At 60.3% G+C, this 26,384-nt stretch carries 26 protein-coding genes and 1 tRNA gene; 16 read left to right on the forward strand and 11 right to left on the reverse strand.

Annotated features, from left to right (window positions below; genetic code table 11):
• Window positions 1-4 precede the first annotated feature (4 nt).
• Together PH605_RS14445 and PH605_RS14450 are read right to left on the reverse strand one after the other, a co-directional pair.
• Window positions 5-487 carry a DUF2269 family protein gene (locus tag PH605_RS14445; RefSeq protein ID WP_065655853.1) on the reverse strand — a complete coding sequence of 161 codons (483 nt, stop codon included), beginning with the start codon at window positions 485-487 and terminating at the stop codon, window positions 5-7.
• On the reverse strand, window positions 487-1,773 hold the full coding sequence (locus PH605_RS14450) for an SDR family oxidoreductase (RefSeq protein WP_142845305.1): 1,287 nt from the start codon (window positions 1,771-1,773) through the stop codon (window positions 487-489). Before PH605_RS14450 ends, PH605_RS14445 begins: the two co-directional genes overlap by 1 nt.
• Before the next feature lie 124 nt (window positions 1,774-1,897).
• Here PH605_RS14450 and PH605_RS14455 point away from each other — a divergent pair, with 124 nt between their 5' ends.
• On the forward strand, window positions 1,898-3,025 hold the full coding sequence (locus PH605_RS14455) for an ATP-dependent DNA helicase (RefSeq protein ID WP_059756749.1): 1,128 nt from the start codon (window positions 1,898-1,900) through the stop codon (window positions 3,023-3,025).
• Between the two features lie 6 nt (window positions 3,026-3,031).
• Here the strand turns inward: PH605_RS14455 and PH605_RS14460 are convergent, their stop codons facing one another.
• Window positions 3,032-3,730 carry a MerR family transcriptional regulator gene (locus PH605_RS14460; protein ID WP_065655854.1) on the reverse strand — a complete coding sequence of 233 codons (699 nt, stop codon included), beginning with the start codon at window positions 3,728-3,730 and terminating at the stop codon, window positions 3,032-3,034.
• A gap of 236 nt (window positions 3,731-3,966) precedes the next feature.
• Here PH605_RS14460 and PH605_RS14465 point away from each other — a divergent pair, with 236 nt between their 5' ends.
• Entirely contained in the window at window positions 3,967-4,722 is a 756-nt protein-coding gene (locus PH605_RS14465) for a pyridoxine 5'-phosphate synthase (RefSeq protein ID WP_142845306.1), read from the forward strand.
• 72 nt (window positions 4,723-4,794) lie between these two features.
• Window positions 4,795-6,060, forward strand: a complete 1,266-nt coding sequence (locus PH605_RS14470; RefSeq protein ID WP_078051883.1) for an NAD(P)/FAD-dependent oxidoreductase — start codon at window positions 4,795-4,797, stop codon at window positions 6,058-6,060.
• Window positions 6,061-6,129: 69 nt separating this feature from the next.
• Here PH605_RS14470 and PH605_RS14475 read toward each other — a convergent pair whose 3' ends face one another.
• Entirely contained in the window at window positions 6,130-7,176 is a 1,047-nt protein-coding gene (locus PH605_RS14475) for an NAD(P)-dependent alcohol dehydrogenase (protein ID WP_065655856.1), read from the reverse strand.
• A 189-nt stretch (window positions 7,177-7,365) separates the two neighbouring features.
• Here PH605_RS14475 and PH605_RS14480 point away from each other — a divergent pair, with 189 nt between their 5' ends.
• The 3 genes from PH605_RS14480 (at window position 7,366) to ilvC (ending at window position 10,398) form a co-directional block, all read left to right on the forward strand.
• Window positions 7,366-8,274 (forward strand): AraC family transcriptional regulator, encoded by a 909-nt coding sequence (locus PH605_RS14480; RefSeq protein WP_142845307.1) that lies wholly within the window; start codon window positions 7,366-7,368, stop codon window positions 8,272-8,274.
• 401 nt (window positions 8,275-8,675) lie between these two features.
• Window positions 8,676-9,329, forward strand: a complete 654-nt coding sequence (locus PH605_RS14485) for a TetR/AcrR family transcriptional regulator (protein ID WP_003507581.1) — start codon at window positions 8,676-8,678, stop codon at window positions 9,327-9,329.
• A gap of 49 nt (window positions 9,330-9,378) precedes the next feature.
• Entirely contained in the window at window positions 9,379-10,398 is a 1,020-nt protein-coding gene (ilvC, locus tag PH605_RS14490) for a ketol-acid reductoisomerase (RefSeq protein ID WP_046798127.1), read from the forward strand.
• 68 nt (window positions 10,399-10,466) lie between these two features.
• Here the strand turns inward: ilvC and PH605_RS14495 are convergent, their stop codons facing one another.
• Both PH605_RS14495 and PH605_RS14500 read right to left on the reverse strand, forming a co-directional pair.
• Window positions 10,467-11,498 (reverse strand): endonuclease/exonuclease/phosphatase family protein, encoded by a 1,032-nt coding sequence (locus tag PH605_RS14495; RefSeq protein ID WP_142845308.1) that lies wholly within the window; start codon window positions 11,496-11,498, stop codon window positions 10,467-10,469.
• Between the two features lie 108 nt (window positions 11,499-11,606).
• Window positions 11,607-12,059 (reverse strand): RbsD/FucU family protein, encoded by a 453-nt coding sequence (locus PH605_RS14500; protein WP_003522400.1) that lies wholly within the window; start codon window positions 12,057-12,059, stop codon window positions 11,607-11,609.
• A 273-nt stretch (window positions 12,060-12,332) separates the two neighbouring features.
• Here PH605_RS14500 and PH605_RS14505 point away from each other — a divergent pair, with 273 nt between their 5' ends.
• The 5 genes from PH605_RS14505 (at window position 12,333) to PH605_RS14525 (ending at window position 18,965) form a co-directional block, all read left to right on the forward strand.
• Complete coding sequence (locus tag PH605_RS14505; protein ID WP_059756777.1) at window positions 12,333-13,577, forward strand: aminotransferase-like domain-containing protein; 1,245 nt, start codon at window positions 12,333-12,335, stop codon at window positions 13,575-13,577.
• A 330-nt stretch (window positions 13,578-13,907) separates the two neighbouring features.
• Window positions 13,908-14,891 (forward strand): ABC transporter substrate-binding protein, encoded by a 984-nt coding sequence (locus PH605_RS14510; RefSeq protein ID WP_142845309.1) that lies wholly within the window; start codon window positions 13,908-13,910, stop codon window positions 14,889-14,891.
• Window positions 14,892-14,900: 9 nt separating this feature from the next.
• The gene (locus tag PH605_RS14515; protein WP_142845310.1) at window positions 14,901-16,595 is read left to right on the forward strand and encodes an ABC transporter permease; all 1,695 of its coding nucleotides are present in this window, start codon (window positions 14,901-14,903) and stop codon (window positions 16,593-16,595) included.
• Window positions 16,583-17,611, forward strand: coding sequence for an ABC transporter ATP-binding protein (locus tag PH605_RS14520; RefSeq protein WP_080856538.1), 1,029 nt, complete (start codon window positions 16,583-16,585; stop codon window positions 17,609-17,611). The genes PH605_RS14515 and PH605_RS14520 overlap by 13 nt, the downstream gene beginning before the upstream one ends.
• 244 nt (window positions 17,612-17,855) lie before the next feature.
• Window positions 17,856-18,965, forward strand: a complete 1,110-nt coding sequence (locus PH605_RS14525; protein ID WP_065655862.1) for an endonuclease/exonuclease/phosphatase family protein — start codon at window positions 17,856-17,858, stop codon at window positions 18,963-18,965.
• 30 nt (window positions 18,966-18,995) lie between these two features.
• Here PH605_RS14525 and PH605_RS14530 read toward each other — a convergent pair whose 3' ends face one another.
• Window positions 18,996-20,735, reverse strand: coding sequence for a GGDEF domain-containing protein (locus PH605_RS14530; protein WP_065655863.1), 1,740 nt, complete (start codon window positions 20,733-20,735; stop codon window positions 18,996-18,998).
• A gap of 213 nt (window positions 20,736-20,948) precedes the next feature.
• On the opposite strand from PH605_RS14530, the gene PH605_RS14535 reads away from it, so the two are divergent.
• A tRNA-Thr gene (locus PH605_RS14535) sits at window positions 20,949-21,024 on the forward strand.
• Between the two features lie 271 nt (window positions 21,025-21,295).
• On the forward strand, window positions 21,296-21,865 hold the full coding sequence (locus tag PH605_RS14540; RefSeq protein ID WP_065655864.1) for a hypothetical protein: 570 nt from the start codon (window positions 21,296-21,298) through the stop codon (window positions 21,863-21,865).
• Window positions 21,866-21,956: 91 nt separating this feature from the next.
• Here PH605_RS14540 and PH605_RS14545 read toward each other — a convergent pair whose 3' ends face one another.
• The gene (locus PH605_RS14545) at window positions 21,957-22,310 is read right to left on the reverse strand and encodes a nuclear transport factor 2 family protein (RefSeq protein WP_003522435.1); all 354 of its coding nucleotides are present in this window, start codon (window positions 22,308-22,310) and stop codon (window positions 21,957-21,959) included.
• Window positions 22,311-22,706: 396 nt separating this feature from the next.
• Here PH605_RS14545 and PH605_RS14550 point away from each other — a divergent pair, with 396 nt between their 5' ends.
• Window positions 22,707-23,309 carry a J domain-containing protein gene (locus PH605_RS14550; RefSeq protein ID WP_003522436.1) on the forward strand — a complete coding sequence of 201 codons (603 nt, stop codon included), beginning with the start codon at window positions 22,707-22,709 and terminating at the stop codon, window positions 23,307-23,309.
• An 8-nt stretch (window positions 23,310-23,317) separates the two neighbouring features.
• Here the strand turns inward: PH605_RS14550 and PH605_RS14555 are convergent, their stop codons facing one another.
• Entirely contained in the window at window positions 23,318-23,926 is a 609-nt protein-coding gene (locus PH605_RS14555; protein ID WP_065655865.1) for a DUF922 domain-containing Zn-dependent protease, read from the reverse strand.
• Between the two features lie 159 nt (window positions 23,927-24,085).
• A complete protein-coding gene (locus tag PH605_RS14560) occupies window positions 24,086-24,541 on the reverse strand; it encodes a PRC-barrel domain-containing protein (protein WP_142845311.1) in 456 nt (151 codons plus the stop codon).
• A 142-nt stretch (window positions 24,542-24,683) separates the two neighbouring features.
• Between PH605_RS14560 and PH605_RS14565 the strand changes: the two genes are divergently transcribed.
• Window positions 24,684-25,109, forward strand: a complete 426-nt coding sequence (locus PH605_RS14565; RefSeq protein ID WP_080857048.1) for a DUF1801 domain-containing protein — start codon at window positions 24,684-24,686, stop codon at window positions 25,107-25,109.
• Window positions 25,110-25,144: 35 nt separating this feature from the next.
• Here PH605_RS14565 and PH605_RS14570 read toward each other — a convergent pair whose 3' ends face one another.
• A complete protein-coding gene (locus tag PH605_RS14570) occupies window positions 25,145-26,113 on the reverse strand; it encodes an alpha/beta hydrolase (protein WP_142845312.1) in 969 nt (322 codons plus the stop codon).
• Between PH605_RS14570 and PH605_RS14575 the strand changes: the two genes are divergently transcribed.
• The gene (locus tag PH605_RS14575) at window positions 26,089-26,376 is read left to right on the forward strand and encodes a hypothetical protein (protein WP_236780872.1); all 288 of its coding nucleotides are present in this window, start codon (window positions 26,089-26,091) and stop codon (window positions 26,374-26,376) included. The genes PH605_RS14570 and PH605_RS14575 overlap by 25 nt on opposite strands.
• Window positions 26,377-26,384 lie beyond the last annotated feature (8 nt).

Genomic DNA, 26,384 nt, shown 5'->3' on the forward strand with positions numbered 1-26,384 from the left:
CGCATCAGCCGAACAGGGGAATATCCGGCTTGTTGAGCATGAGCCAGATGATGCCGAGAACCGCGAAAAAGGCGGGAAAACCGCAGGCGAACCAGATGCGGTAAAGGCGGAACCATTGCGCGGGCAGGGCCTGTCCGGTGGCAGCGCAGTCGCGGGCGATATCGCGCAGCCTGATCTGTATCCACACCACCGGCAGCCAGAAAATGCCGGTGAAAACATAAAGGGCAAGCGAAAGCGCGATCCAGCCTTCGGTCAGCGGCCAGCCGATGATGCGCGCGAGAAAATATCCGGTGACAGGCTGGATGATCGCGGCGGTGGCGGTAAAGACCGTGTCGGCGATGACGACAGTGCCTGCGACATGAGCGATCAGCGCCGGGCTGGCCGTCCGCCGTGCCATCACCATGAAAAAGGCAATGCCGGCGCCAGTGCCGAACAGCACCGTCGCGCCGATGACATGGGCAAGCCGCAGCAGTTCCTCAAGCGTCATCAGCGTTCATCCAAGGTGGCGAGGGCAACGAGCGTCAGGGCGATGGAAGGCAGAACCTTGACCAGAGGACCGAGTGGATCGAGCCAAAGGGTCGGTTCGAGCAGGCTGCCGCCGGCCAGATAAGCGGCGCTGACCAGCAGCATGCCGACAAGCGCCTTTCTGGCGAGCGGCCGCAACAGAACGGCGATGCCGAGGCCTATATCGATGAGGCAGGTGGCGAGTGTGAGGGCGATGGCCGACGTCTGCGGCATAAAGGGGAGGAAATGCGCCGCTGCTCCAGTGATATTCAGCAGCGGTATGAGGCCGGACAGCAGCCAGAATAAAGACAGGCAGAGAACGTTCAGGGGTTTCAGCAGATATAATCTGGCAAACCACAGGTCCTGCACACCGGAAGGGTGGGCGGCCAGCGTCTGTTCCAGGGTCTTTAGTGAGGCCATCGCCGGTCCAGCTTCATTCTCCGTCACGATGCCTTCCGACATGACCGTCATGGCGGTCGAACGCAGCGGCGACCGCCAGCCGAGTTTGCCTGCTGCATCCGCCACAAGGCCGACGGGGCGCATGAAGGCGGCGGGAAGATTTATGACCGGAGCACGGGGCAGGCCCAGCCATTGCCGGTGTCTGGCGACCACGTCCTGTAACGTCAGCCTTTCCTTCGCGGCGAGTTCGAGATCGCTGTCCGCCGGGATTTCGCCCTTGATCGCCGCGCATACCACGCTTGCCACATCCTCCACCGCGACCGTCCGGACGGCGATTTGTCCATTGACGAGCGGCACCACGAAGGGAAAGCCTGCAAGCGCGCGCACAAGTGCCGTACCGCCGTGCGCGTTTCGCCCAACCACCAACGCGGGGCGCAGAATGACGTGAGGCAGACCGCTTGCGGCGAGCGCCTCATCGGCGCGGCGTTTGGTGGCGAGGAAGGGCAGGCCGGATGCGGCCCCCGCCGTGCGGGTCGATATCTGGATTATCCGTCTGCCGCCCGCCTGCGCCGCTGCTTCATAAAGCGCCAGCATCGCCTTTTCCTGCGTCGCGGCAAGGTCATCCGACAGGCCGTCCTGCAGCGCGCCCGCGCAATTGACAATGGCGTCATGGTCATGGACGAGCGATGACCAGTCTGTCGCGTGCGTCATCCTGGAAAGATCGGCTGAGATCCAGTTGGCGAAAGGCCATTTGTCGCGGGCGCGGGTGACTGAACGCGCCAGCCCCGTCACGGCATGCCCGCGGAGGTGCAGGCTTTTGAGAACCTCCGAACCGATGAAACCTGTTGCGCCGAGAATCAATATCTTCATACGAGGGATGATAGCGACCACGGCTTAAAAACCAGCCGTGTTTTATTGCCGCATTCTCACACGGCGATTCATCTTTCGTTCTTTTTCTGTTGCGCACCACGCTCGAATCCTGCGATGAGGGCGCATGTTATTTTCACCGCAACAGGACGAAGCGCTGAAGGCTGTTTCCCGCTGGCTGAAGGAAGGCCGGACGCCGGTTTTCCGGCTGTTCGGTTATGCCGGAACGGGCAAGACGACGCTTGCCAAGCATTTCGCGGAAAATGTCGATGGCGAGGTGCTGTTTGCGGCCTTCACCGGCAAGGCGGCGCAGGTGCTGCGCTCACGCGGGGCGACCAATGCCCGCACCATCCATTCGCTGATCTATCGCCCGCGCGGCGAAGAAACGGTGGAAGACGAGGAAACAGGCAAAACTTCGATTGCGCCGATGTTCTCCATCAACCGCCAGAGCCCGCTCGCCAAGGCGGCGCTCATTATCATCGATGAATGTTCGATGGTGGATGAGCAGCTGGGCAAGGACCTGATGAGCTTCGGCACGCCGATCCTCGTGCTTGGCGATCCCGGCCAGTTGCCGCCGGTTTCGGGCGGCGGCTTCTTTACCGAGCAGGAGCCGGATTATCTGCTGTCGGAAATCCATCGCCAGGCCAAGGACAATCCCATCATCCATCTTGCCATGGATGTGCGGGAGGGCCGGGAGATCATGCGCGGCGATTACGGGACCGCGCAGGTGATTTCCAAATCCGAGGTGACGCAGTCGCTGGTTCTCGATGCCGATCAGGTGCTGGTCGGTACCAACCGCACCCGCCGCCGTTACAATCAGCGGCTTCGCGAGCTGAAGGGTTTTACCGCCGATTACCCGCAATCCGGCGACAAGCTGGTTTGCCTCCGGAACGACCCGGCCAAGGGGCTGCTCAACGGCTCGCTCTGGCAGGTGATGAGTTCATCGCGCGAGACGGTGAAGCCCGGCATCAACCTGATGATCCGGCCCGAAGACGACGATATGGATCGTGGTGCTGCGAAAATCAAATTGTTGAAGGCGGCTTTCGAGGATGTGGAGACGGAAATTCCGTGGTCCACGCGTAAGCGTTATGACGAGTTCGATTTCGGCTATGCGCTGACCGTGCACAAGGCGCAGGGTTCGCAGTGGAACAATGTGGTTCTCTTCGACGAGAGCTATGCTTTCCGGGACTCGCGCGAGAGGTGGCTTTACACCGCCATTACCCGTGCGGCGGAGACACTGACAATCGTTCGTTGATCGTGACTATGCACGGATGACGCCGAGCAGAACCGCCTTGGCGACCGCCTGAAAGCGGTTGCTGGCATTGAACTTGCCGATGATCTTCGCCTCGAGAACATTGAGATCGCTGCCTGAAAGACCAAGGGCGCGGGCGAGCCTCACCGGGGCGTAACCCTCCGCCATCAGTTCCAGACATTTTCGTTCTGTGTCGGTTAGGGCGATGTCCTTTGCCGGGGCCCGTTCCGCGCCATCCGTGCCGTCCGCATCCGTGTCGGCGACCAGCAGTTCCTCGATCTGCTGGGCCTGGCGCTGAAGGGTGGAAAGCTCGGCTGTCAATTCCCGCTTCCGCTGCCGCAGCGCGGCGTGGAATATATCGTCCGCCTCGCTCTGCGAGAGCGAACGGACGAATTTTTCCATGATCTCGGTAATGGCGGCGACGGAAATGCCCACTTCGCGGCAGACGTTGATGACGGCCATGCGCTGGACATTGCGGTGGGTATAGACCCGCATCTGGCCGATGCGCTTTGAAGTCAGCAGCGCCTTTTCTTCGTAAAAATGCAGCGTCCGGTGGGTCACCCCGAAGATATTGGCCATGTCGGCGATGGGCACGGGTTCCGCGGGCAGGGAGGAGGGCAGGCTTATATCCGGTAGAAAGCTGCTGATCCTTAGATTGGGTTTGTCCTCGTCGCCGTGACTTTCGAACGGCATACGGCCATCCTGCATTGTCTCCCCCTTCGCGCTCTTTGACAGTGTGCCTGCCTTTTTAAAGGTGTCCGTTGCTTGTTCCCCCAAGACGGACATGTTTTCCGATCAAGACCTCATACCAAACGCTACATCAGAACCGTAACGTGTATTGCCTGTTTTCGTTCCCGCAATAATAAAAAATTCGCCGGCCTTCTTGCGATTGGCCTCAACCTGCGTGAAACAGGATGTCAATTCCGAACCGGAGCCCCGATGCCATGCCCGCAAAACTTTCTGTCAATCTGAACGCAATTGCCATGTTACGCAACCGCCGCGATCTTCCATGGCCGGATGTCGCGCATTTCGGGCATATTGCACTGGCGGCGGGGGCAAGCGGGCTGACTGTACACCCGCGGCCGGATCAGCGCCATATCCGCTTTTCCGATCTGCCGGTGCTGCGCGCCCTGATCGACGACAGTTTTCCCGGCGCGGAATTCAACATCGAAGGTTATCCGACCGAGGATTTCCTCGTTCTTTGCGAAAAGACCCAACCGGAGCAGGTGACACTGGTACCTGACGATCCGTCGCAGGCGACCTCCGACCATGGCTGGGATTTCCGCAAGCACGGCGTTTTCCTGAAAGACGTGGTGGGACGCCTGAAGGCCGGCGGCATGCGCGTCTCGCTTTTTGCCGATGGCGATGGGGAGCGCGAGCCGGTGGAACTGGCGGCGGAAACGGGGGCGGCGCGTATCGAACTTTACACCGGCCCCTATGGCGGCTGTTTTGACGATCCGCAAAAGGGCGACGCGCTTCTCGAAAAGCTCGGGCGGACGGCGGATCATGCCAGAGCGCTTGGACTTGCCGTCAATGCCGGCCATGACCTCACCGTCGCAAACTTGCCCAAGCTGATGAAACGTATCCCTTATCTGGCCGAGGTTTCCATCGGCCACGGGCTGACGGCGGATGCGCTGGAATATGGCATGGCTGAAACAGTCAGGCGTTTTTGTCACGCCTGCGGTCAGGCTATTTCATAACCAAAGTCAATTTTTTCGCCTATGCTTTGGCTGCGCATGCTCCGTGCGCGAGCTTATGAAGGCAAAAGACATATGCAAGAACATCATGTTGTCGTCGTGGGTGGAGGCTTCGGCGGTTTGCAACTGGTACATGGGCTGGAGGGGGCCCCTGTCCGCATCACATTGATAGATCGTCGCAATCACCACCTGTTCCAGCCATTGCTTTATCAGGTTGCGACGACGGCTCTCGCGACATCCGAAATTGCCTGGCCGATCCGCCATCTCTACCGCGACCGCAAGGAGGTCACGACCCTGCTTGCGGAGGTGAATGGCATAGACCGGGCGGCGCGGACCGTGCATCTAAGTTCGGGTCAGGTCATCGGCTTCGATACGCTGGTGCTGGCCACTGGCGCCCGCCACGCCTATTTCGGCCGCGACGAGTGGGAACGTTCCGCCCCCGGTCTCAAGACGCTCGAAGATGCAACGACAATTCGCCGCCGCCTGCTTCTGGCTTTCGAGCGCGCCGAACTCGCCACCAGTGAAGAAGAACGGCGGGCGCTGCTGACCTTCGTCATCATCGGCGCAGGCCCGACGGGCGTGGAAATGGCAGGCATGATTGCCGAGTTGGCGCACAAGGCGCTGCCGGCAGAATTCCGCAATGTGGATACCAGAAAAACCCGGGTGCTGCTCGTCGAGGCCGGCCCTCGCGTTCTGCCAGTCTTCACGGAGGATCTTTCGGCCTATGCGAAGGAAGCCCTCGAAAAACTTGGCGTCGAGGTTCTGCTCGGCACGCCGGTTACGGCGTGCAGCGATGAGGGCGTGACGGTGGGCGAGACCTATTACCCCTGCCGCACTGTGGTCTGGGCTGCCGGCGTGCAGGCGTCGCCCGCCGCGAAATGGCTCAACGCCGCCGCCGACCGGGCAGGACGGGCCATCGTCGGACCTCATCTCAATCTGGAAGACGACCCGAATATCTTCGTCATCGGCGATACGGCCGCCGTCAATCAGGAAAACGGCAAGCCGGTGCCGGGTATTGCGCCCGCGGCAAAGCAGCAGGGCGCCTATGTCGCGAAGGTCATCAAGGCGCGGCTGGCCGGCCAGCCGTCACCATCGCCGTTCCGCTACAGCCATCAAGGCAATCTGGCGACCATCGGCAAACGCGCGGCGGTGATCGATTTCGGCAGGTTCAAGCTCAAGGGCGTGCTGGCGTGGTGGATATGGGGGCTTGCCCATATCTACTTCCTGATCGGAACGCGTTCGCGGCTGGCCGTGGCGTGGAGCTGGCTGTGGATTTACCTGAGCGGCCAGCACAGCGCGCGGCTGATTACCCAGAAAGAGACGCTGAAGGACGAGGCGTGAGGCAAGCGACAAAGAAACGGCGGAAAGCATGGCTTCCCGCCGTTCCCTGTTTCGCCGCTTCCGGACGCATCAAGCGTCGAGCGACGCCATGTCGATGACGAAGCGGTAACGTACGTCGCTCTTCAGCACGCGCTCATAAGCCTCGTTGACGTCCTTGATGTCGATCTTTTCGATTTCGGACACGATGTCGTGCTTGCCGCAGAAATCCAGCATCTCCTGGGTTTCCTTGATAGAGCCGATCATAGAGCCAGCCAGAGAACGGCGGCCGGGGATGACCGAGAAGGCGTGCACGGGGATCGCATGTTCAGGCACACCGAGAAGCACCATGGTGCCGTTGACCTTCAGCAGGCCGAGATAGGCATTCCAGTCGATTTCCGCCGAAACGGTGCAGAGGATCAGGTCGAATGTGCCGGCGAGCTTTTCGAAGGTCGAGGCGTCGCTGGTGGCATAATATTCCTTCGCGCCAAGCTTAAGGCCGTCTTCCTTCTTGGAGAGTGTCTGCGAAAGCACGGTGATATCCGCGCCCATGGCTGAACCGATCTTCACGCCCATATGGCCAAGACCGCCCATGCCGACGATAGCCACCTTCTTGCCCGGGCCGGCATTCCAGTGCTGAAGCGGCGAATAAAGCGTGATACCAGCGCAGAGCAGGGGAGCGGAGGCGTCGAGCGGCAGGTTTTCCGGAATGGAGAGGACGTAATCTTCCCGCACGACGATATGGTCGGAATATCCGCCCTGCGTGGCGGTCTTGCCGTCGCGTTCGACGGAGTTGTAGGTCTGCACGAGACCCGGCATGTACTGTTCATTGTCGAGATCGCGGGTGGCGCAGCCGACGCAGGAATCGACAAAGCAGCCGACGCCGACATGGTCTCCGACCTTGAACTTCGTGACCTTGGAACCGACGGCTTTCACGACGCCGGCGATCTCATGGCCCGGAACGATCGGGTAGACGGCGTTCTTCCATTCGTTGCGGACGGTATGGATGTCGGAATGGCAGATGCCGGCATATTTGATATCGATGACGACGTCGTCATCGTTCGGCTCGCGGCGTTCGAAGGTGAACGGGGTAAGCGGCTTCGACGCATCTGTCGCAGCGTAACCTCTAGCAATAGCCATCTGAATATCCTTTCGGGAGTTGGGGACGACGGAATATGCGATGGAAGCGCGGGACGGCGTTAGAGCGATCCTCCGAGCTTTTTGCACGATCCTGCAAAAATATGGTGGCGCACTCTTTGCGCGGGCCGCGCGGCCTTCTAGATAAAAGGCATCCGACGCATCTCTTCCTTCAGTTACGGGATTTCCCCTATGTCCTTGCCGTTCAATGTCTATCAGGAGATCGCCTCCATTGCCGCGCGGCATGCTACCCAGGACGGCGAGGTGCAGACGGCAATCGACTCCCTCGGCATCAGCCGGCGCACGACACCGAGCGCCCCATGCCACGGCAGCTATCGCCCCTGTCTCGCGATGGTTATCCAGGGCGCGAAATGCGTGCAACTGGGGACGGACACCATCAATTATGGGGCGGGGGATTATCTCCTGACCTCCCTTGATCTGCCGGTTGCATGGCGGGTGGTGGAGGCGAGCAGGGAGGTGCCGCATTTCTGCATCTCGCTTGCTATCGACAGCGAGAAGCTGCTCGATCTCATGCGGCGCGTGCCCATCGATCCGCCCGCGGAGCCGGCGAATGCGCAGCGCGGCATCATCGTCAATACCGCCACGCCGGAACTTCTCGATGCGGCTATCCGCCTGTTGCGCCTGCTCGACCGTCCGGCAGACATTGCCGCCATGGCGCCGCTGATCGAGCAGGAAATCCTCTATCGCATTCTGACAGGACCGGCGGGCGGGCAGCTTATGAACATCATCGCGGCCGGCAGCCATGGCAACCGCATCGCCCGCGCCATCGCCTGGCTGCGCGAGAATTTCGCACGCCAGCTGCGTATCGAGGATCTGGCCGATCATATCGGCATGAGCGTCTCGTCCTTCCACCATCATTTCAAGACGATCACGGCCATGACGCCGGTTCAGTACCAGAAGCAGCTGCGGTTGCATGAGGCGCGGCGGCTGATGCTGCTGGAGCGGCTGGATGCAGGCACCGCCGGCCACCGTGTCGGTTATCAGAGCCCGTCGCAGTTCAGTCGTGAATATAGCCGTTTCTACGGATTGTCGCCGTCACGGGATATCGACGCCTCGCGGGAGATCAGCGCGGCTGGGTAGATTGGTTCTTTGGGAAGGTTTTCCATTGCCTGAGGAGCGCGGCGTTACCCCCCTCTGCCCTGCCGGGCATCTCCCCCTCAAGGGGGGAGATCGATCTGCGGCAAGGTCTCGCCCATCTCGAAGCTTGGAATGAAGCGACAAAAGGGACCCTTGCCGATCTCCCCCCCTTGAGGGGGAGATGTCCGGCAGGACAGAGGGGGTAAGGCTCCACGCACCTTCGGTCCGCTACCAACGCAAAACCTCCTAGAGGTTCACCTCAAGCTTGCCGTGATACTCCGCCGCACCGCGTCAATTCTCATCCTCCCCTGAAGAATCCGCTTGACCCCAACGCAGCCTCCGCTTAAATGGCGCTCGAACCGTACCGTACGGTACATTAATCGAGCCCCTGGAGTGGAAAAGACTTGGCTTCCGACCCGATCACAGCGCAGGAGTTTTCGCCGCGCCAGAACGCCGTTCTGGACCAGGCATTGCGTCTATTGGTCGAGGGCGGCGAGAAAGCGCTCACCACATCGGGGCTGGCGCGTGCCGCCAACTGTTCCAAGGAAAGCCTGTACAAGTGGTTCGGCGACCGGGACGGCCTGCTGGCGGCGATGATCACCTTTCAGCAGAGCAAGGTCCGCACCTTCGAAAAGGCAGGTGACCGCGTCTCCGCACCGCAGCTTGCCGATCACCTCGAGGTTTTCGCGCATGATCTGCTGGATGTGCTGGCGGGCGATGTGTCGCTGGCGCTCAACCGTCTGGCGATAGGGCAGGCGAGCCGCGACGGCTCGAAGCTCGGCGATCTGCTGCTGGAACGCGGCCGTCGCCAGATCGACCGCCGCGCCCGTGGGCTGATCGAGGCAGGTCGCCGTTCCGGCTATCTGCGTTTCGATGATGCCGAGGAGGCATATCGCAGTTTTTACGGCCTCATCGTTTCGGATCTGCATGTGCGCATGCTGCTGGGCGAGGCGCCGGACAAGGATTTTTCCGCCCGGGCGAAGAAGGCGGTCGTCGCCTTTCTGACCCTCTACGGCACGGAAAAGGTACATTCGGAACTCAGCGGCAAACCCGCCTGACATTCCGGTTTAGACAACTGAGAGACAAGCATTAGGGAAGGACCATAAAATGCGCGTTTATTATGATCGTGATGCCGATCTCAATCTCATCAAGTCCAAGAATGTCGTCATCGTCGGTTACGGCTCCCAGGGCCGCGCCCATGCGCTGAACCTCAAGGATTCCGGCGCCAAGAACGTCGTCATCGCCCTGAAGGCCGGTTCGCCGACCGTCAAGAAGGCCGAAGCCGACGGCTTCAAGGTCATGACCGTTGCCGAAGCCGCCAAGTGGGGCGACCTCCTGATGATGGCGACGCCGGACGAGCTCCAGGCCGACATCTACAAGGCCGACATCGCCGGCAACATCCGTGATGGCGCAGCAATCGCTTTCGCACACGGCCTCAACGTTCACTTCGGTCTCATCGAGCCGAAGGCTTCGCTCGACGTCGTCATGATCGCACCGAAGGGCCCCGGCCACACGGTTCGCGGCGAATACCAGAAGGGCGGCGGCGTTCCCTGCCTCGTTGCCGTTCACCAGAACGCTTCCGGCAATGCGCTTGAACTCGCTCTCTCCTACGCCTGCGGCGTTGGCGGCGGCCGTTCGGGCATCATCGAAACCAACTTCAAGGAAGAGTGCGAAACCGACCTCTTCGGCGAACAGGTCGTTCTGTGCGGCGGTCTCGTCGAACTGATCCGCGCCGGTTTCGAAACCCTGGTCGAAGCCGGTTACGCACCGGAAATGGCCTATTTCGAGTGCCTGCACGAAGTGAAGCTGATCGTCGACCTGATCTATGAAGGCGGCATCGCCAACATGAACTACTCGATCTCCAACACGGCCGAGTGGGGCGAATACGTCACCGGCCCGCGCATCATCACCGCCGACACCAAGGCTGAAATGAAGCGCGTTCTGCACGACATCCAGACTGGCAAGTTCACCTCCGAGTGGATGCAGGAATGGAAGGCCGGCGGCGCACGCTTCAAGGGCATTCGTCGCAACAACGACGCCCACCAGATCGAAGAAGTCGGCGCCAAGCTGCGCGGCATGATGCCCTGGATCGGCAAGAACAAGCTGGTCGACAAGGCTGTCAACTAAGCTTTATTGTTTGGTGGAAGATATGAAGGCCGGGGCGAAAGCTCCGGCCTTTTTTGCGTGGTCCGTGCTCACACGACGGTATCGTCTTCCTCGATAACCACCGAAACAGGGAAGTGATCGGAGAACCCACCGAGATTGACGTTTTTGACCGCATCGCCTTTCGACAGGCCGAAGCGGATGGGCCCCTCATTCTTGCTGTGGCTGACCATGGCCGCAATGGCTTCTATTTTTGCCGTCTCCTCACGCGCGTTGAAGCCGCTGCTACCGGTTAGAAGCGATAGGGAAACGAGGATCTGATCGAAGATATTGGCATCGCCGTTGAAATAGAGCGTGCCGTAGATCGTTCTTGCCGTGCCGACGGAATCGACCACCGGCTGGCGCAGGTAGTTCCAGGTGAGATTGTAGAACATGGCCGATTGCGAGTTTTCGACATCGTCCCGCTCGCGGGTGGAATTGGCGTGGTAGCGCAGCGAGGCATCGGAAGGATCGTCGTTGAAGTCGCCGAAGGCGATGACAGCGATGTCGTTGCCTTTTTCTTCCCTGATGCGCTGATGCCAATAGCCTAGCGTTTCACCTGCCGTCATGCGAAAACCGGCGCTTTCCACCGCGCCGCCAGAGCGCGACGGCCAGTGATTGGAGAGCGCGATAAGCTGGCGGCCGCCCTTGGTGATGAAGGTGCATTGGGTAATGTCGCGTGTGCCGGTGCGGCGCATCACGAAATGGCTGAAAATCTCGTTCTCGTTGATCAGCAGCTTTTTGCTGTCATAGATGAAGGCGGTATCGATGCCGCGCTGGTCCTTGCTGGAATCGGCATGCACGACCCGGTAGGAGCGCGCGGGCATGAGGTCGTTCAGATGTTCCGCCAGCGTCTCCAGAACGAAACGGTTCTCGACTTCGCAGACACCGAGCAGATCCGGTCCCGCGCCGCCGATCTGGCTTATGATCAGACCGAGCTGTTTGACCTTGGTTTTGAACAGGTCCTCGGTCCAGCCTTTCAGGTCGTTCTTCAGCCGCTCGGCAATCCACGGCTCGCGCGCCGGATAACCCTCCGGCGCAAACAGGTTTTCGACATTCCAGAACGCCAGGACATATTGGGTCATGATCCGCACACCTCCGGTTGGTTTTTCAAGCCTAGTGGAAGTTTTTGCCATAACAACTTGAAATTGTCATGAAGGTGGGCGGCCGGCGCAATTTTCCCGTTTTTGGCCTTACTTCGCCGGCGGGATGACACCCTTCGTCAGAAGGAAGCAGCCATAAAACCGGGTTTCGCCCGTGGTGATGACGCAATAGGCTTTTTTTGCCTGCTCGTAGAAGGCGAAGCGCTCGATGCCATACATGGGAGCGGATTTTCCCTCCGCCGCGTCGATTTCCTTCTGCACTTCCACCTGTACCGGCTCCAGCTGATCCGGCGCGCCCATCACTTCCATGCGGCCGACAGAAGGCTGCAGCGGCGTGTCGAGCGGCAGGACGGAGAGGATCGCCTTCATGGCGCGGGCTGCGGAGACGTTGTCGATATGCAGCACCTTGCCGACGGTCGTGTGGCGGGCAACTGAATCGGAGGGGAAGTTGGTGTCGGAGATCACCAGCGTATCGCCGTGACCCATGGCGCGCAGCGCGTGCAGGACATCGGCATTCAGCGCCGGGTCGATATTTTTCAGCATGTCGTCAAACTCCCATGATGCTTTCGCCGTGTTGCGGCGCGCGCGCAATCCAGCTGGAAAACCATGCCGCGTCAATCGCAAAGGTGTGATTGTGAAGCTTTGCGCAAGGGTGTATTTGGCTTTGTCCGCAAAATCCGGCCTTAAGGCAGGTCGGTTGCGGGCAATGTGCAGGGAGGCAGAAATAATTCGAAAAACTGATAAGTCAGTATTGCTGACGTATCGACATTTCTGTAAAGATGCACGCATAAAAACGACACAAGAGGAAACGTACCCATGCTCAATTGGGAACAAATTTTCGCCACGCGCTCTTCGCGCATGAAAGCGTCCGAAATCCGCGAGTTGCTGAAGCTGCTGGAGCAGCCCGATATCATCTCCTTTGCCGGCGGTATTCCGGACCCGGCTCTTTTCCCCGCAGAGGAATTCCAGCAGGCTTATGCGGAAATTTTTTCGGGTTCGCAGGTAAACTCGGCGCTGCAATATTCGGTGAGCGAAGGTTACAAGCCGCTGCGCGAATGGCTGGCGGGCGAAATGGCCGAGATCGGCATCGACTGCACCGCCGATAACGTCTTTATCGTTTCCGGTTCGCAGCAGGGTCTCGATTATCTCGGCAAGCTGTTCCTGTCGCCGAAGGATACGGCGCTGGTCACCTGGCCGACCTATCTCGGCGCGCTTTCCGCCTTCAACGCCTATGAGCCGAACTACGACCAGCTGAACCCCGGCGGCAACCGCACGCCCGAGGCTTACCGCGAAACCGCCGCCAAGCTCGGCGGCGCGGTGAAGTTCGCTTATCTCTCGGCCGATTTCTCCAACCCGACTGGTGAAACCGTCGATCTGGCCGGCCGCGAAAAGGTTCTGGCGCTGGCCGATGAGCTGGATATCGCCGTCATCGAAGACGCCGCTTACCAGTCGCTGCGTTACGATGGCGAGGCTGTTCCGCCGATCATGGCGCTCGACATCGCCCGCTCGGGCGGCATCGAAAACACCCGCACCATCTATTGCGGCAGCTTTTCGAAGACGCTCGCACCCGGCCTTCGTGTCGGTTACATCGTCGCTTCCGCGCCGGTTATTCGCAAGCTGGTGCTGATGAAGCAGGCAGCCGACCTGCATTCCTCGACCATCAACCAGATCGCCATCGAACGTGTCGCCTCGCGCGGCTTCGACAAACAGGTCGCCAAGATCAAGGCAGCCTATAGCGCCCGCCGTGACGCGATGCTGGCCGCACTCGACAGATACATGCCGAAGGGCACGCGCTGGACGAAGCCGGAAGGCGGCATGTTCATCTGGGTGACGTTGCCTGAGGGCATGGATGGCGCAGCGCTGCTGGCGAAATCCATCGCCACGGAAAAGGTCGCCTTCGTTCCCGGCCGAGCATTCTTCGCGGATGGCTCCGGCACGAATACGCTGCGCATCAGCTTCTCCTGCGCCAACGAGGCGATGATCGAGGAAGGCATGAAGCGGCTTGGCCGGTTGATCGCGACGGCGCAGGCGGAAACGGGCGAGGCGCTGCCGGCGATTTGAGGGCGGCGGCTTACGGCAGCGGTAGAGGGTGCGGCTTACCCCCCTCTGTCCTGCCGGACATCTCCCCCTCAAGGGGGGAGATCGACTCGCGGTAAGTTATTGCCTATCGCAACAGTTGAAAATGAAGTGCTGTCAGCGCCTCTTGCCGATCTCCCCCCTTGAGGGGGAGATGCCCGGCAGGGCAGAGGGGGGTGAGCCGCAGGCGCCAAGGGGCATTGTTACTCCTAACCGCGATGGCCCCAAAAGATCCCACCCCAAAAATCCTGCCTGTCACATACATGTTATGCAATCATGTTTTAGCGGTCCCACCAAACAACAGGGACTGGACCCATGAAAACGCTGCTCTCCGCTTTCACCGCCATCGTGTCGCTCGGCTTCATCGCCACCGCCGCCAATGCCGCCGATCTGGTGCTCTACACCAGCCAGCCCAACGAGGACGCGCAGGCGACCGTTGATGGTTTCAAGGCCGCCAATCCCGGTCTCGAGGTTGAATGGGTGCGTGACGGAACGCCGAAGATCATGGCCAAGCTGATGGCCGAGATCAATGCCGGCAATCCGGTTGCCGACGTGCTTTTGATCGCCGATACCGTGACGCTGGAGCGCATGAAGCAGGCTGGCCAGCTTCTCGCCCACAAGTCCACGGAAGCCAAGAATATCGACGCCTCGCTTTATGATGCGGACGGCTTCTATTATTCCACCAAGCTCATCACGACAGGCATCATGTACAACACAGCCGCCGCAATGAAGCCGACGAGCTGGAAGGATCTGGCCAAGGCGGAAGCCAAGGGGCTGGTGACCATGCCAAGCCCGCTGACGTCCGGTGCAGCGCTGATCCATGCGCAGACGCTTGCCGCCGCAAACGGCCTCGGCTGGGATTACTACAAGCAACTGAAGGCCAATGAAGCCATCTCCGGCGGTGGCAACGGCGCGGTTCTGAAGTCCGTCGCGTCGGGCGAAAAGGCCTATGGCGTGGTCGTCGATTACATGCCGATCCGCGAAAAGGCGAAGGGCGCGCCGGTCGAGTTCGTTTTCCCGGAAGAGGGTGTTTCGGCCGTCACCGAGCCGGTCGCGATCATCAAGGGCACCAAGCACGAGGAAGCCGCGAAGAAGTTCGTCGACTACGTGCTGTCCGAAAAGGGCCAGCAGGGCTTCGTCAAGCTCGGTTACATTCCCGTGCGTGCCGATGCCGGCATGCCGGAAGGTTTCCCGGCCCGCGACAAGATCAAGGTTCTGCCGCTCAACGCTGCCGATGCGCTGAAGAATTCCGAACAGGACCTGAAGACCTTCTCCGACATCTTCGGCTCCAAGGGCTGATATAGCGGAATGACCCGTTCCAATGCCTATGGAAGCAGCCAGCCGCGCTGGCTGTTTCCTTTTGTGGTCAGCGTTGTTTTTGCGCTCAGCGCCCTGCCGCTCGGGCGGCTCGCCTATACCGGCGTCATCTCGTCACTTAATGGTGACATATGGCGGCTTCTCGCCGATCCTGCCCTTTGGGATTCGGCGCTGAACACGCTCTCCACCTCGTTTTTCGGCATGCTGATTTCGCTCGGCATCGGCGGTGCCTTCGCGCTTTCGCTGACGCTTTGCGATATTCGCGGCAAGTCGATCCTAAGCTTCCTGTTCATGCTGCCGATGATGATACCGCCGCAGGTGACGGCGCTGTCGTGGATCGGCATGACTGGTCCTTCGAGCACGCTGTTGAAGGCTATTGGCCTTGCGCCGCCGATGGGATCGCCGCAGCCGCTTTATTCGATAGCGGGTATCGCGCTGCTGCTCGGTGTGCAGCACGCGCCGCTCGTCTATCTGTCGCTGCGGGCCGGTCTGCTCGCTTTGCCGCAGGACGGCATCGAGGCTGCGAAGCTCTCCGGCGCTTCGCCGCGCCGGGTGCTGTTCGATATCATCCTGCCGCTGTCGACGCCGGGATTGATCGCCGGGGCGGCAATTTCCTTCGTCTCCAGTGTGGGCAATTTCGGCATTCCGGCGATCCTCGGCATCCCCGCCTCGATCTTTACCCTGCCGACGCTGATCTACAGCCGTTTTGCCAGTTTCGGCACCAGCACATTCGGCGATATTGCCATCCTCTCCACCATGATCGCAATCATCTCCGTCGCCGGGCTTGCGCTTCAGGAACGGGCGATGAAGGGCAGGGACTATCGCATCATCGGTCTTTCCGGCAAGGCGGCGACATTCCGGCTTGGGCTGTGGCGGGTGCCGGCGGAGCTTGCCCTGTGGCTCGTGCTGTTCTTCATGCTGGTGGCGCCGCTGACGGCACTGGTGGCAAGCTCGCTTGCGCCTGCCTATGGCGTGCCGCTCAGCCTCAAGACAGCGACGCTGCATGCCTATGAGGAATTGCTTTACCGCCAGAGCGTGACGCGTACCGCCTTCCGCAACTCGTTGTTTCTGGCGACCGCCACCTCGCTTTGCTTGCTGGCGGTGACGGTGCTGACGGCCTATTTTCTGGTGCGCGGCAAGAGCCGTTTCATGTTCCTGCTTTCGGCGCTGGTGGATATTCCCTATGCGTTGCCGGGGGTGGTGATTTCCGTCTCCTTCGTGCTGCTTTTCGCGGCCCCCATCCCGCTTGTCGGCATCACGCTTTACGGCACGATCTGGATCATTCTGCTCGCCTATTTCTCCTCCTTCTTCGCCGTCAGCCTGAAACCCATGGTCAGCGCCTTCCTGCAATTCGATCCGTCGCTGGAAGAGGCAGCAAGGCTCTCCGGCGCCGGTTTCTGGCGGCGGCTGAAGGATATCATCCTGCCGCTGGTCGGGCCTGCGGCGGGGGCATCGGTCATCCTCGTTTTCCTGATCGCCTGCAACGAGCTGACAGTCTCGGCGCTGCTGTGGTCGGCCGGCACCCAGACGCTCGGCGTGCTCATCTACAACCTCGATGACAGCGGCAGCTTCGATCTTGCCTCGGCACTTTCGGTGCTTGTCGTCATCATGGTGATTTTCCTCATGGCTCTGCTGGAAATTCTGGGGCGCCATCTGCCGAAAGGAGTGGTCCCTTGGCGAAACTGATCCTCAACCGCCTGTCGAAGAGTTTTGGTGCCGGTTCGAAACCAGCCGTGGACGATGTGTCGCTGACGGTGCGTGACGGCGGTTTTCTCGCTCTTCTCGGGCCTTCCGGCTGCGGCAAAACGACGGTGCTGCGCATGATCGCCGGTTTCGAACAGCCGACCGACGGTTCCATCCTGCTCGGCGAGCGGGTGCTGGCCGATGCCGGCAGCATGGTGCCGCCGGAGCGGCGCAACATGGCGATGGTGTTCCAGTCCTATGCGCTGTGGCCGCATATGTCGGTTGCCGACAATGCCGGTTATCCCTTGAAGGTGCGCGGTATTTCAGGTGAGAAATATCGCGACAAGGTGCGTCAGGCGCTTGCCGCCGTCCGCCTCGAGAGCTTCGCCGATCGCCGTCCCGCCGAATTGTCCGGTGGCCAGCGGCAGCGCGTGGCGCTCGCGCGCTGCCTCGTTACCGAGCCTGACGTGGTGCTGCTCGATGAGCCGCTCGCCAATCTCGACCGGCATCTCAGGCAGGAGATGGAGGAGACATTCCGCGAGTTCCACATCCGCTCCGGTGCGACGATGATCTATGTCACCCACGATCAGGCGGAAGCCATGGCGCTGGCAACCGATGTCGCCGTGATGTCGCAGGGCAGGCTGTTGCAGGTCGCGCCACCGGCGGAGCTTTATGCGCGGCCCGAAGGCAGGCTGGTCGGCTCGCTGGTGGGGCAGGGGGCGATCGTGACCTTGCCGGCGCCCGAAGGGACTTCGCGCGATCTCGACTGGTCGTTGCTTAGGGCAGCGATGGAGAGCGGCGGGCAATCGCCGCACGCGGATATTCTTGTGCGGCCACAGGATGTGGTGCGGGATGCAGAGGGCATCGCCTGCACCGTCACCTCGGTTCTCTACGAGGGCGAGCGTTATGCCCTGCGTCTCCACCTGCCGGATGGGCAGGCGCTCAGAGCCTATTCGCGCGAAGCGGTTGCAGTCGGAGACCGTCTGCCGGTGGCCATTCGCGCGGCGTGGCGGCTCTAACATGCAAGGACAGTGTATCGGTATTCGGGGCTGATAGGCGTTCCGTCCCTCATCCCTGTGCTTGTCACAGGTATCCAGCCGACGCGCGTCTGCGCGGCGAAAAGAGTCCTTTCAGCCCAAGGACATGGGGTGACTGGCTTCCTGTGCCATGCACAGGAACAAGGGCGGGTGAAGGACGTTGCCCTGGCTACTGGCGAGGCGGAGCGACACCGGCTAAGCTTCCCTGTAGCAATAGGATTGATTCATGTCGCTTCGGCTTGCCACCTTCAATATCGAAAATCTCCTCACCCGTTTCGATTTCACCGGCTTTCGCAACCAGACGCGGCGCGACAGGGCGATCCAGCTTTTCGATATTCGCGACGAGGCGACCTATCAGGCGCTGGAAAGCGCGCGGATGGTCTCTTCCACCGACGACACGCGCCAGCTTTCGGCACTCGCCATCGCCGATGCGGATGCCGATATTCTCTGCCTGCAGGAAGTGGACAACATGGCCGCGCTGCAGGCCTTCGAATATGGCTATCTCTATCGCATGGTCGGCAATGGCTACCTGCAGAAATATCTGGTCGAGGGCAATGACAGCCGCGGCATCGATGTCGCCGTCGTCATGCGCGAGGAGACGCGGGACGGCGACAGGATCGAGGTGGTCGACATCAAGAGCCATGCGGCGCTGACCTATCGCAATCTCGATCTCTTCAATCCAGCGCTTGCCGCCACAAACCAGATCGATGACAAGATTTTCAAACGGGATTGCCTGGAAATCGATCTGAGGATCGGTGGCAAGCCGCTGACGCTTTACGTCACGCATTTCAAATCCATGACCAATGCCCGCGATGCGGTTGACGCCCGCATCGCCACCATGCCGATCCGCGAGGCGGAGGCCATGGCCGTGCGCCGTATCATTGAAAACCGCTGGGGTGTGGGCAATACCCACAACAAGAATTTCGCAATCTGCGGCGATCTGAACGATTATCAGGAGCGTGTCGCGATTTCCGGCGACAGGCGCAGCGGTTACAGCTTCGCGCCCGTCGAGGAGGAGCGCAGCGCGCTCGATATCCTCTCGGCCGATGGTTTCGTGGTCAATCCGATGATGCGCCGTGACGTCATGGATCGCTGGACGCTTTACCATTCACGCGGGCCGCAGGAGCAGCATCTGTGCCAGCTCGACTATATCTGGCTGTCCCCGCGTCTGGCGGAGACGAACGCCACGCATGTTCCCGAAATCATTCGCAATGGGCAACCTTTCCGGACGATATTCCCGCCGGGGCAGGAGGTCGAACGTTATCCCCGCACCGGCTGGGATCGCCCCAAGGCTTCCGATCATTGCCCCGTGGTCATGACACTGGATTTGATCTAGTCGAAGCGAAGTCCGCCGCCGGCGATGTTGTTAGCCGTTCGCGACCTTTGGGAAATAGGTTGCCCAGACCCGGTTGCGGCCCGCACGCTTGGCTTCGTAAAGCCGGTCGTCGGCGATGGCGATCAACTCGTCCCAGCTGTTGATCGCACGCGCTTCCTGCCAGACCACGCCGAAACTTGCCGTCAGCGACAGGCCGCTTTGCTCATCGATGGTCTGGGCTTCGATCAGGCGGCGAAGGCGGTCGGCCGTGGCCGTCGCCGTGGCGTGGCTGACATCCTGCAGCACGACGACGAATTCCTCACCGCCATATCGGGCGAGAATGTCGTTCTTGCGCAATGCGCTGCGCAACAGGCCAGCGGTCTTCTGAAGCGCGATGTCACCCATGGCATGGCCGTAACGGTCGTTGATCGATTTGAAATGGTCGATATCGACAATCATCACGCCGAGCGACTGACATTGCTCCTCGCCCGTCAATATGGAGCGAACCGCCTTTTCGAGTGCGCGGCGGTTGAAGACGCCCGTCAGTGCGTCGGTTTCGGAAAGGGTGCGCAGCTGCTCGGCCAGCGCACGCTGCTGGTTTTCCATTTCGCCCTTCTGGCGAAGCTGTTCGCGCAGGAAATCCAGTTCCTCGAACATCTTCTTCACTTCCGGCGCAACCCTGTCCTCATGACGGCCCTCGGAAAGATCACCGCCGGCGATGGCGGCGATCTGCGTCTGGACGGATTGCATGGGACGGAACAGCGCGGTTTTGTAAACGGATGTCAGCCGCAACAGCACCAGCACAGCGATGCCGGCGAGAAAGAGCGAGGTTCCGCCATAGATCAGGGCCTCCTGCTTTTTCTTTTCGATCCGCGCGCGCGTTTCGGACAGAATAAGGTCGCGCAGGGTGTCGGACGACCGCATGCCGGCAATATAGTTTCTGGAGAACTCAAGTGCGCTTGGCTGGGCGGATGGCACCGCCATCACGATCGTGTTCTGCGCGTAACGTAAAGCCTGACCGAAATATTGGGTTTCAAGATCGCGCAATGCGCCGTCCAGCCGCGGCGTCGAGAGATAGGCGGCGGTATAATTGGTCAGCGATGCTTTCAGCGACAGCAGGCTCTGCATCTCGGTATCGAACTTGGCGCGATAACCGAGCTTTTCCTGCCTGTTCGCCTTGAGACTCATGATGACATAGGAACCGAGGCGACCGATACGGTCGCGCATCACGCCCGCCGTGCCCGTCATGGCGATGTCGATCGCCACGTCGGGCGTCACCTTGATGATGGCGCGTGCGGCCCTGCCGCGCAGCAGATTGACGCTGTCCGCCGCCTTGAACATTGATGCAATCGCATTGGACATCGCGCCGTGGTTACGCGCGTCAGGGGGGAGCGCGGCAACCTGATCGACCAGCTCTCGCGATTGCTCGAGCTTTTGGCGGGTATCAGCAAGCGACTTCGCCAGTTCAGGCTGTGTTCTGATATCGTTGGCGAAGGATTTCTCCAGCTCCGACAGCTTGTCGTCCGTTGCCTTGCGCGCGGCGGCAAGCCCTTCTGTCAGCCTTGCATCCGGCACGGATGCACCCATCAAATTATTGGCGGGGCCTCGCTCGGCCGACACCAGCCATGCGGACTGGAGAGCGGTTTCAAAGCGGCTGAGCTGCGCGGCATTGGTGCGATAGCGCAGATAATTATAGACGCTGGGCAGCGCGGCAAGGGTTGCCAGCAGGATGGAGCTTACGGCGATGATGATCGTGCCCGTCAGCTGGATTTTCTGTATGCTCGCGCGCATATGATGCGTTGTTCTCACTGGAATGGTTATGTTTCATCGCCATTCTAGTGGTGCTGCGTAAATACTTCGCTTATTTTCCGGGCCTTCTGCTACAATTGCGATCATGAAGACAGCCCGGCCGGCGACGGTGTGGAAAAGCGGTTTGTCGATGCCACGGCGTTAGTTTTTACTTTACACCAAGTCAGAATCTGATAGTTGGCAAGGCACTGGCTTGCCCTTGTAGCTCAGTTGGTAGAGCACCTGATTTGTAATCAGGGGGTCGCGGGTTCGAACCCTGCCGGGGGCACCAGTAAAATCAATCGCTTAATCCTGAAATCTATTTGGTTGAATGAACCGTGTGACGGGTGACGCTTTGCGTTTGCCGCTGCCGGTGGTTGAGCCCTGATGAAACTGGAGTGACTGGCTTCGGCCTGCCAGCCCGGGAGACTCTCGCATCGGGAAGCCGGTTTAGCCCACTAGAAGGCGAGATCGGGAAGGGCGGGGCATCCGCCAGAGTTGTAAAGCCCCAAGGTTTAAGCATATTGTTCGGCAGATAAGTTGAGCAACAGCGGGCGCTTTCAATGGATGCATATGGTCATTTGCGGATATTGGTAAGCCTCATCCTCGGCCTGGCCATTACCAGGGTGTTGTCCGGACTTTCCAGAAGGCTGCAGGAGCCGCAGAAAACCGACCGTATGCATGCGCAGATCGTCTGGTCGATTGCCCTGCTTCTGGGAGCTGTCCATTTCTGGTGGTGGGAATTTGCCCTGCGGCTGATCCACAACTGGAATTTCTGGATTTACATTTTCGTTCTGGTCTACACGTCGCTGTTCTTTTTGATGTCGACGCTGCTTTATCCCGATCACATTCAGGAGCTGTCCGAACGGGAAAGTTTTTTCGTGCGCAGGCGACATGCGTTCTTTGCCCTGTTTGCCGCCTCGTTCGTCTTTGATCTGGTGGACACCTACATCAAGGGCAGGGAACATTTCGAACAGCTCGGGCCATGGTATCTGGCAAGGATAGTCGGCGGTCTGCTTATCGCGATTGTGGCGATGAGAACCGATAGCAGCCGCAAAATCATGTGGCTCGGTGTTATCTGGCTCTTCTTTAACGCGCTCTGGATAACAGCGATCTACAGCGACCTGTTCTAGTTCTTTCAGCGGCAAAATAACCGGATCGCGGGACGGCCCTGCGAGTGGAACGCGCAAGCGCACAATGCAGCGTGGCGGTTTCGATGATCGCCTACGGCTTTATGTGATAGAGCTTGTGCACGATAGACCAGTTGCCGTCGCGTTCCAGCAGGGACAGATATTCGTAAAAATCCATACCGTCGAAACGGGTCGTCAGCTTCACCGAGGCGCTGTCGCCTTCCTTGTCGATGCCCATGATTTCAAAAGCGGGATCGTGATCGGGGAGGCCGCGTTCGCTTTTGCGCATCTGGTCGACAAAGTCCTCCAGGGACAGCCATTCGATCTCGCCTTCGAAGGTTCCGACGATGCTGGCGCGCGGGTCGAAAACGTCACGCATCAGGCTCTCATCCGCATAGGCCATGGCATGGACATAGTCCGTGACGGTCTGGGTAATCGTTTGCGGCATCGGATCATCCTCCCTTCTAATCCAAAGGCCAAGCTTACACCCGTTGACGTCTTTTCACCATAACCCCCTGAAAACGCGCCGGTTACGCTTCTTCCTGCGGTGTTTTTCCGCCGGCTGCGGCAGGTGCTGTGCGAAACCGTGCGGCATGTTTTGCCGCCGCTTTCCACAATTTTGTCCTGCCTGTCATTATAGTCGCCTTGGGTCCGACAAATTTCGGCATCAAGGGCTTTTCCGCCCGTTCCGATGCGGCGCGCGGCGAGGCTTTGTGTGGGCTTTGCCGGTTTAACCGCCGGGGCGGGGTGCCGCGCCGGGCGGAATTGGCCTATGATCCGCCCGCGTGCCAGACGGGAGCGGTGTTGGGCATGCGGGTAACAGTTTGCGTTTGAAGGTGTTTTTGTGATTGATCCCTATGTTTTGCTTGGCGTGGAGCGCGATGCCGACGAGGCGGCGATCAAGTCGGCCTACCGCAAGGTGGCCAAGGCCGCGCATCCCGATAGCGGCGGCGATGCCGAGCAATTCGCGCGTCTGCAGACGGCCTATGAGCTGCTGAAGGATCCGGTGCGCCGTAAGGTATTCGACGATACCGGTTACGATCCGCAGCTTGCCGACGCCAAGGACCTCAAGGGCCTGCTGATGCTGGAAACGCTGGTGAATGAATTCATTCTGGACGAACGCGAACCTGGCAGTTTCGACCCCGTGGCCGCCATGCGCCGCAAGCTGACCGACGATATTCTGAAAAGCCGTTTCCATATTCTCGAGCTGGAACGGCACCGCACCCGGGTTCGCAAACATATGGACCGTCTCGGCCGCAAGCCGGAAACCGATGTGCTGAGTTCGATGCTGCGCGCCCGCAGCCAGTCCATCGCCGAAGCCATCCGTAATGCCGAAGCCCAGATCGAGGCAATCGAACAGGCCTATACGATGCTCGAAGGTTATTCCTACGAGCTGGAAAGCGTGACGCTGGCCGAGCCCTTGCTGAAAGGCGAGGCGGCGGAATAGGCGGCCGTTCAGGGGCCGTTGACGAGGGCGAGGATGAGCTGATGCACCCGCCCGCCGGGGGAAAGCTCGTCCCGGTCGAAATCGCGGCCGCGCTGGCGCTGCTCGTTGGAAAGCTCACCCAGACGCTGTTGCAGAACGGCGCGCACCTTCTGGCATTTGGCATCGTTCTCCGCCCTCAGCCCGATGCTGAAGGCTTCGATCTTTTTCACCATGTCGAGAATATGGTCACCATGGACGCGTTCGTGGGTTTCCACGCCGGAAATGAAGGTCCTCCAGCTGGCGGCGACTGCGGGCGGCAGATTGGCGGGCGCTTTCGGCCAGGTGTAGATGATAGTGAGATTGGGCCTTGCGGTGGCCAGCACGCAGGCGCCATCCGGCTGCGGACGGTAATCCCGCCGCCATGTCAGCTTGAAGGTGGTGTGGGCGATGGCCTGCACGCCGGCGGTCGGGCCGCGCTCGCCGATCGATTGATAAAGCGCGCCGCCCGTATTGCCGCTGATGGCATAGGTTTTTATCTGCTCGGCCGGTTTCCAGTCGGCCGCCTGCGCTGACAGCGGCAGGGCGCCGAGCGTGATGGCGGTGCTGATGGCAAAGGAAAAGAGGCTATTGGCGGGCACGCAGCGATCCTTGGTGATTTGCGCGCCGAAGATAGGCGAGAGCCGCGCCCTCAGGCAAGGGCCCTCCTGCGGGGAGTGCCGGGTTTTCCGATAGGTCGCCACATATGAAAACCCCCGCGACAGGGCGCGGGGGGACAAGCTTGCGGACTGCAGGGGTAATCAGTCGTCCAGCTTGTCGTAATCGAGCTTCGGAGCGTTCTGAAGCGCTTCCTTGGTGGTGTCGACATAGGCCTTCCAGGTGCCGTTGTCGTTGTGGACCGCAACGGAAGCCGGGTCGAGCACCACATAGCTCTTATCGATGCCGAGGAAGCCGCCGACGCTGGCCACAAGGCCGATCACGGACTTGCCGTCACCGATGACGACATCTTCGATTTCACCGATGTTTTCGTTCTGGGCGTTATAGATGTCCATGCCATCGAGCTGGGAGGCGGTGAGGTCGGTCTTCTGGACATTGACGAACTTCAGCGGGCCGCTGGCCTTGGTGCCCATGGTAATGCCGGGGCCGGACAAAGTGGCGTCCGCGCCGGCAGCAGGAGCAGTGGCGGCCGTCTGGGCAAAAGCCACGGAAGAGGAGAGCGCTGCTGCGGCAGCGAGAGCGATGACATTGATTTTCATGATGTTTCTTCCCTTTGTATGCTGAACGTTGCGTTCGGGGAGGAAACGGCGGGAGGCGGATTTGGTTCCTCATGGGAGGACAGGAAAATTTCGTCTATGCTGAAAAAAAGGATCAGGCGTGCGTCGAAATCGGGAGGATGTCATGGCGAAAAACACGGTGGCGAAAGATGCAGAGGAGACCGCACCATCGGACTTCATCGACCGGAAGATCGCGGAACTCGGCGACTGGCGCGGTGAGACGCTCGCGCATATTCGCGCGGTGATCAGGAAGGCCGATCCGGAGGTGGTGGAAGAGGTGAAATGGCGCGGCGTGCCGGTCTGGTCGCATGCGGGCATCCTCTGCACCGGCGAAACCTACAAGAACGCGGTGAAGATGACATTCGCCAAAGGAGCCTCGCTGGAGGACCCGGCAGGCCTGTTCAATTCAAGTCTGGAGGGAAACACACGGCGGGCGATTGATTTTCACGAGGGGGATGTCGTGGATGAGGAGGCGCTGGCGGCGCTGATCCGGGCAGCGGTGGCGTTGAACGCGGTGGGGAAGAGCGGGAAAAAGCGGGCCGGAAAGTAATGGACCTATCCGGCGACGAGAAAGAGGCCCACGCCTCAATCCTTGGCTTTGTCGGCAGCCTTGTCCCATTCCCCATCGATGAACTTCAGCGCGTCGATAATCGAGACCTTCCACACCGACCAGACGTGATCGCCGTCGGTCACTCGCAGCTCGGATTTGCGTTTGTCGGCTTGCAGCGTCTCGTGCAGGGCGATGGCGCCGCGCCAGAGAAAGAAGCCGTCATCGTCGCCGACGGTCAGATAGGTGGCAGGCAAATCCTGGCTTTCGGCCACATGCTGTGCAACGAGGGTGAATACGTTCTTTTCGTTGAAGAGCCTTGCATCGAAAGGTGTGCCGAAGGCTCCGGAGAAATGGTCCCCGGTTGAGGGAAGCACGATGCCGCTGGTGACGGTGGTGCGGTCGACCCGGTGGAAAAAGGCGCTGTCCTGAATGAGCTTGAGTTCGGCCGGCGTCTTGTCGAGATCGGAGGCGGGGACATTCTGCCAGATGGCGCCCGACAGACTGGCCACTGCGTCATAGAGGTCTTCATGGCCATAGGCGAGATGCAGGGCGCCGAAACCGCCCATGGAGAGGCCGGCGATGGCGCGGCCTTGCCGATCTTTCCGCACCGGCAGCGTTTTCTCGATCTGGTGGCGCAGATCGCCGGTCAGGGCCGTTTCGTAATCGCCGGGGCCGCCGACAGCGGCGGAATCCACATACCAGCTGTTCTTGACGCCGGGCATGACGACAACCAGCGGGCGGATGGCGCCGGCAGCGATGAGCGTATCGAGCGTCTTTTCGATATTGCCGAGATCGCGCCAGCTGTTCTGGTCGCCATCGTGGCCGTGCAGGAGGTAAAGCACCGGCCAGCCGTTTCCCGGCGGCACGCCGTCCGGGCGATAGATGTTGACGGGGAGCGGCGCGTTCAGGGCGGGACTATGGAAGGTCGCATCCTCGATCTGTCCGGCAAAGGCCGGAGTGTAGGTGACGAGGAGGCAGAATGCCGCCAGATTTTTTTGATACATGCGGTCGCTCCCTGCTGCCATTTCCAGACCATATCAACGTGCGCCGTTCCCGCATCAAGGGTCAACGCATCAGGGGAAGCACGGAGATCGAGATATTGCGCGCCTGTGTCGCGGGGGTCCTCCCGACCGGTCCGATCTATTTCTCTACCTACATCAAGTCGGCGGAAAATGATGACTACATTGCCATGGCCCTGGATGCCGACTTGGTGAAAGTTTTTGGTCCGGATCAGGTCGCAGCGCGGATCAGGCAGTGCGAAAGCTGATCGCCGCT

This window comes from Agrobacterium sp. CFBP 3001 (assembly GCF_027871605.1).
GTDB lineage: Bacteria > Pseudomonadota > Alphaproteobacteria > Rhizobiales > Rhizobiaceae > Agrobacterium > Agrobacterium leguminum.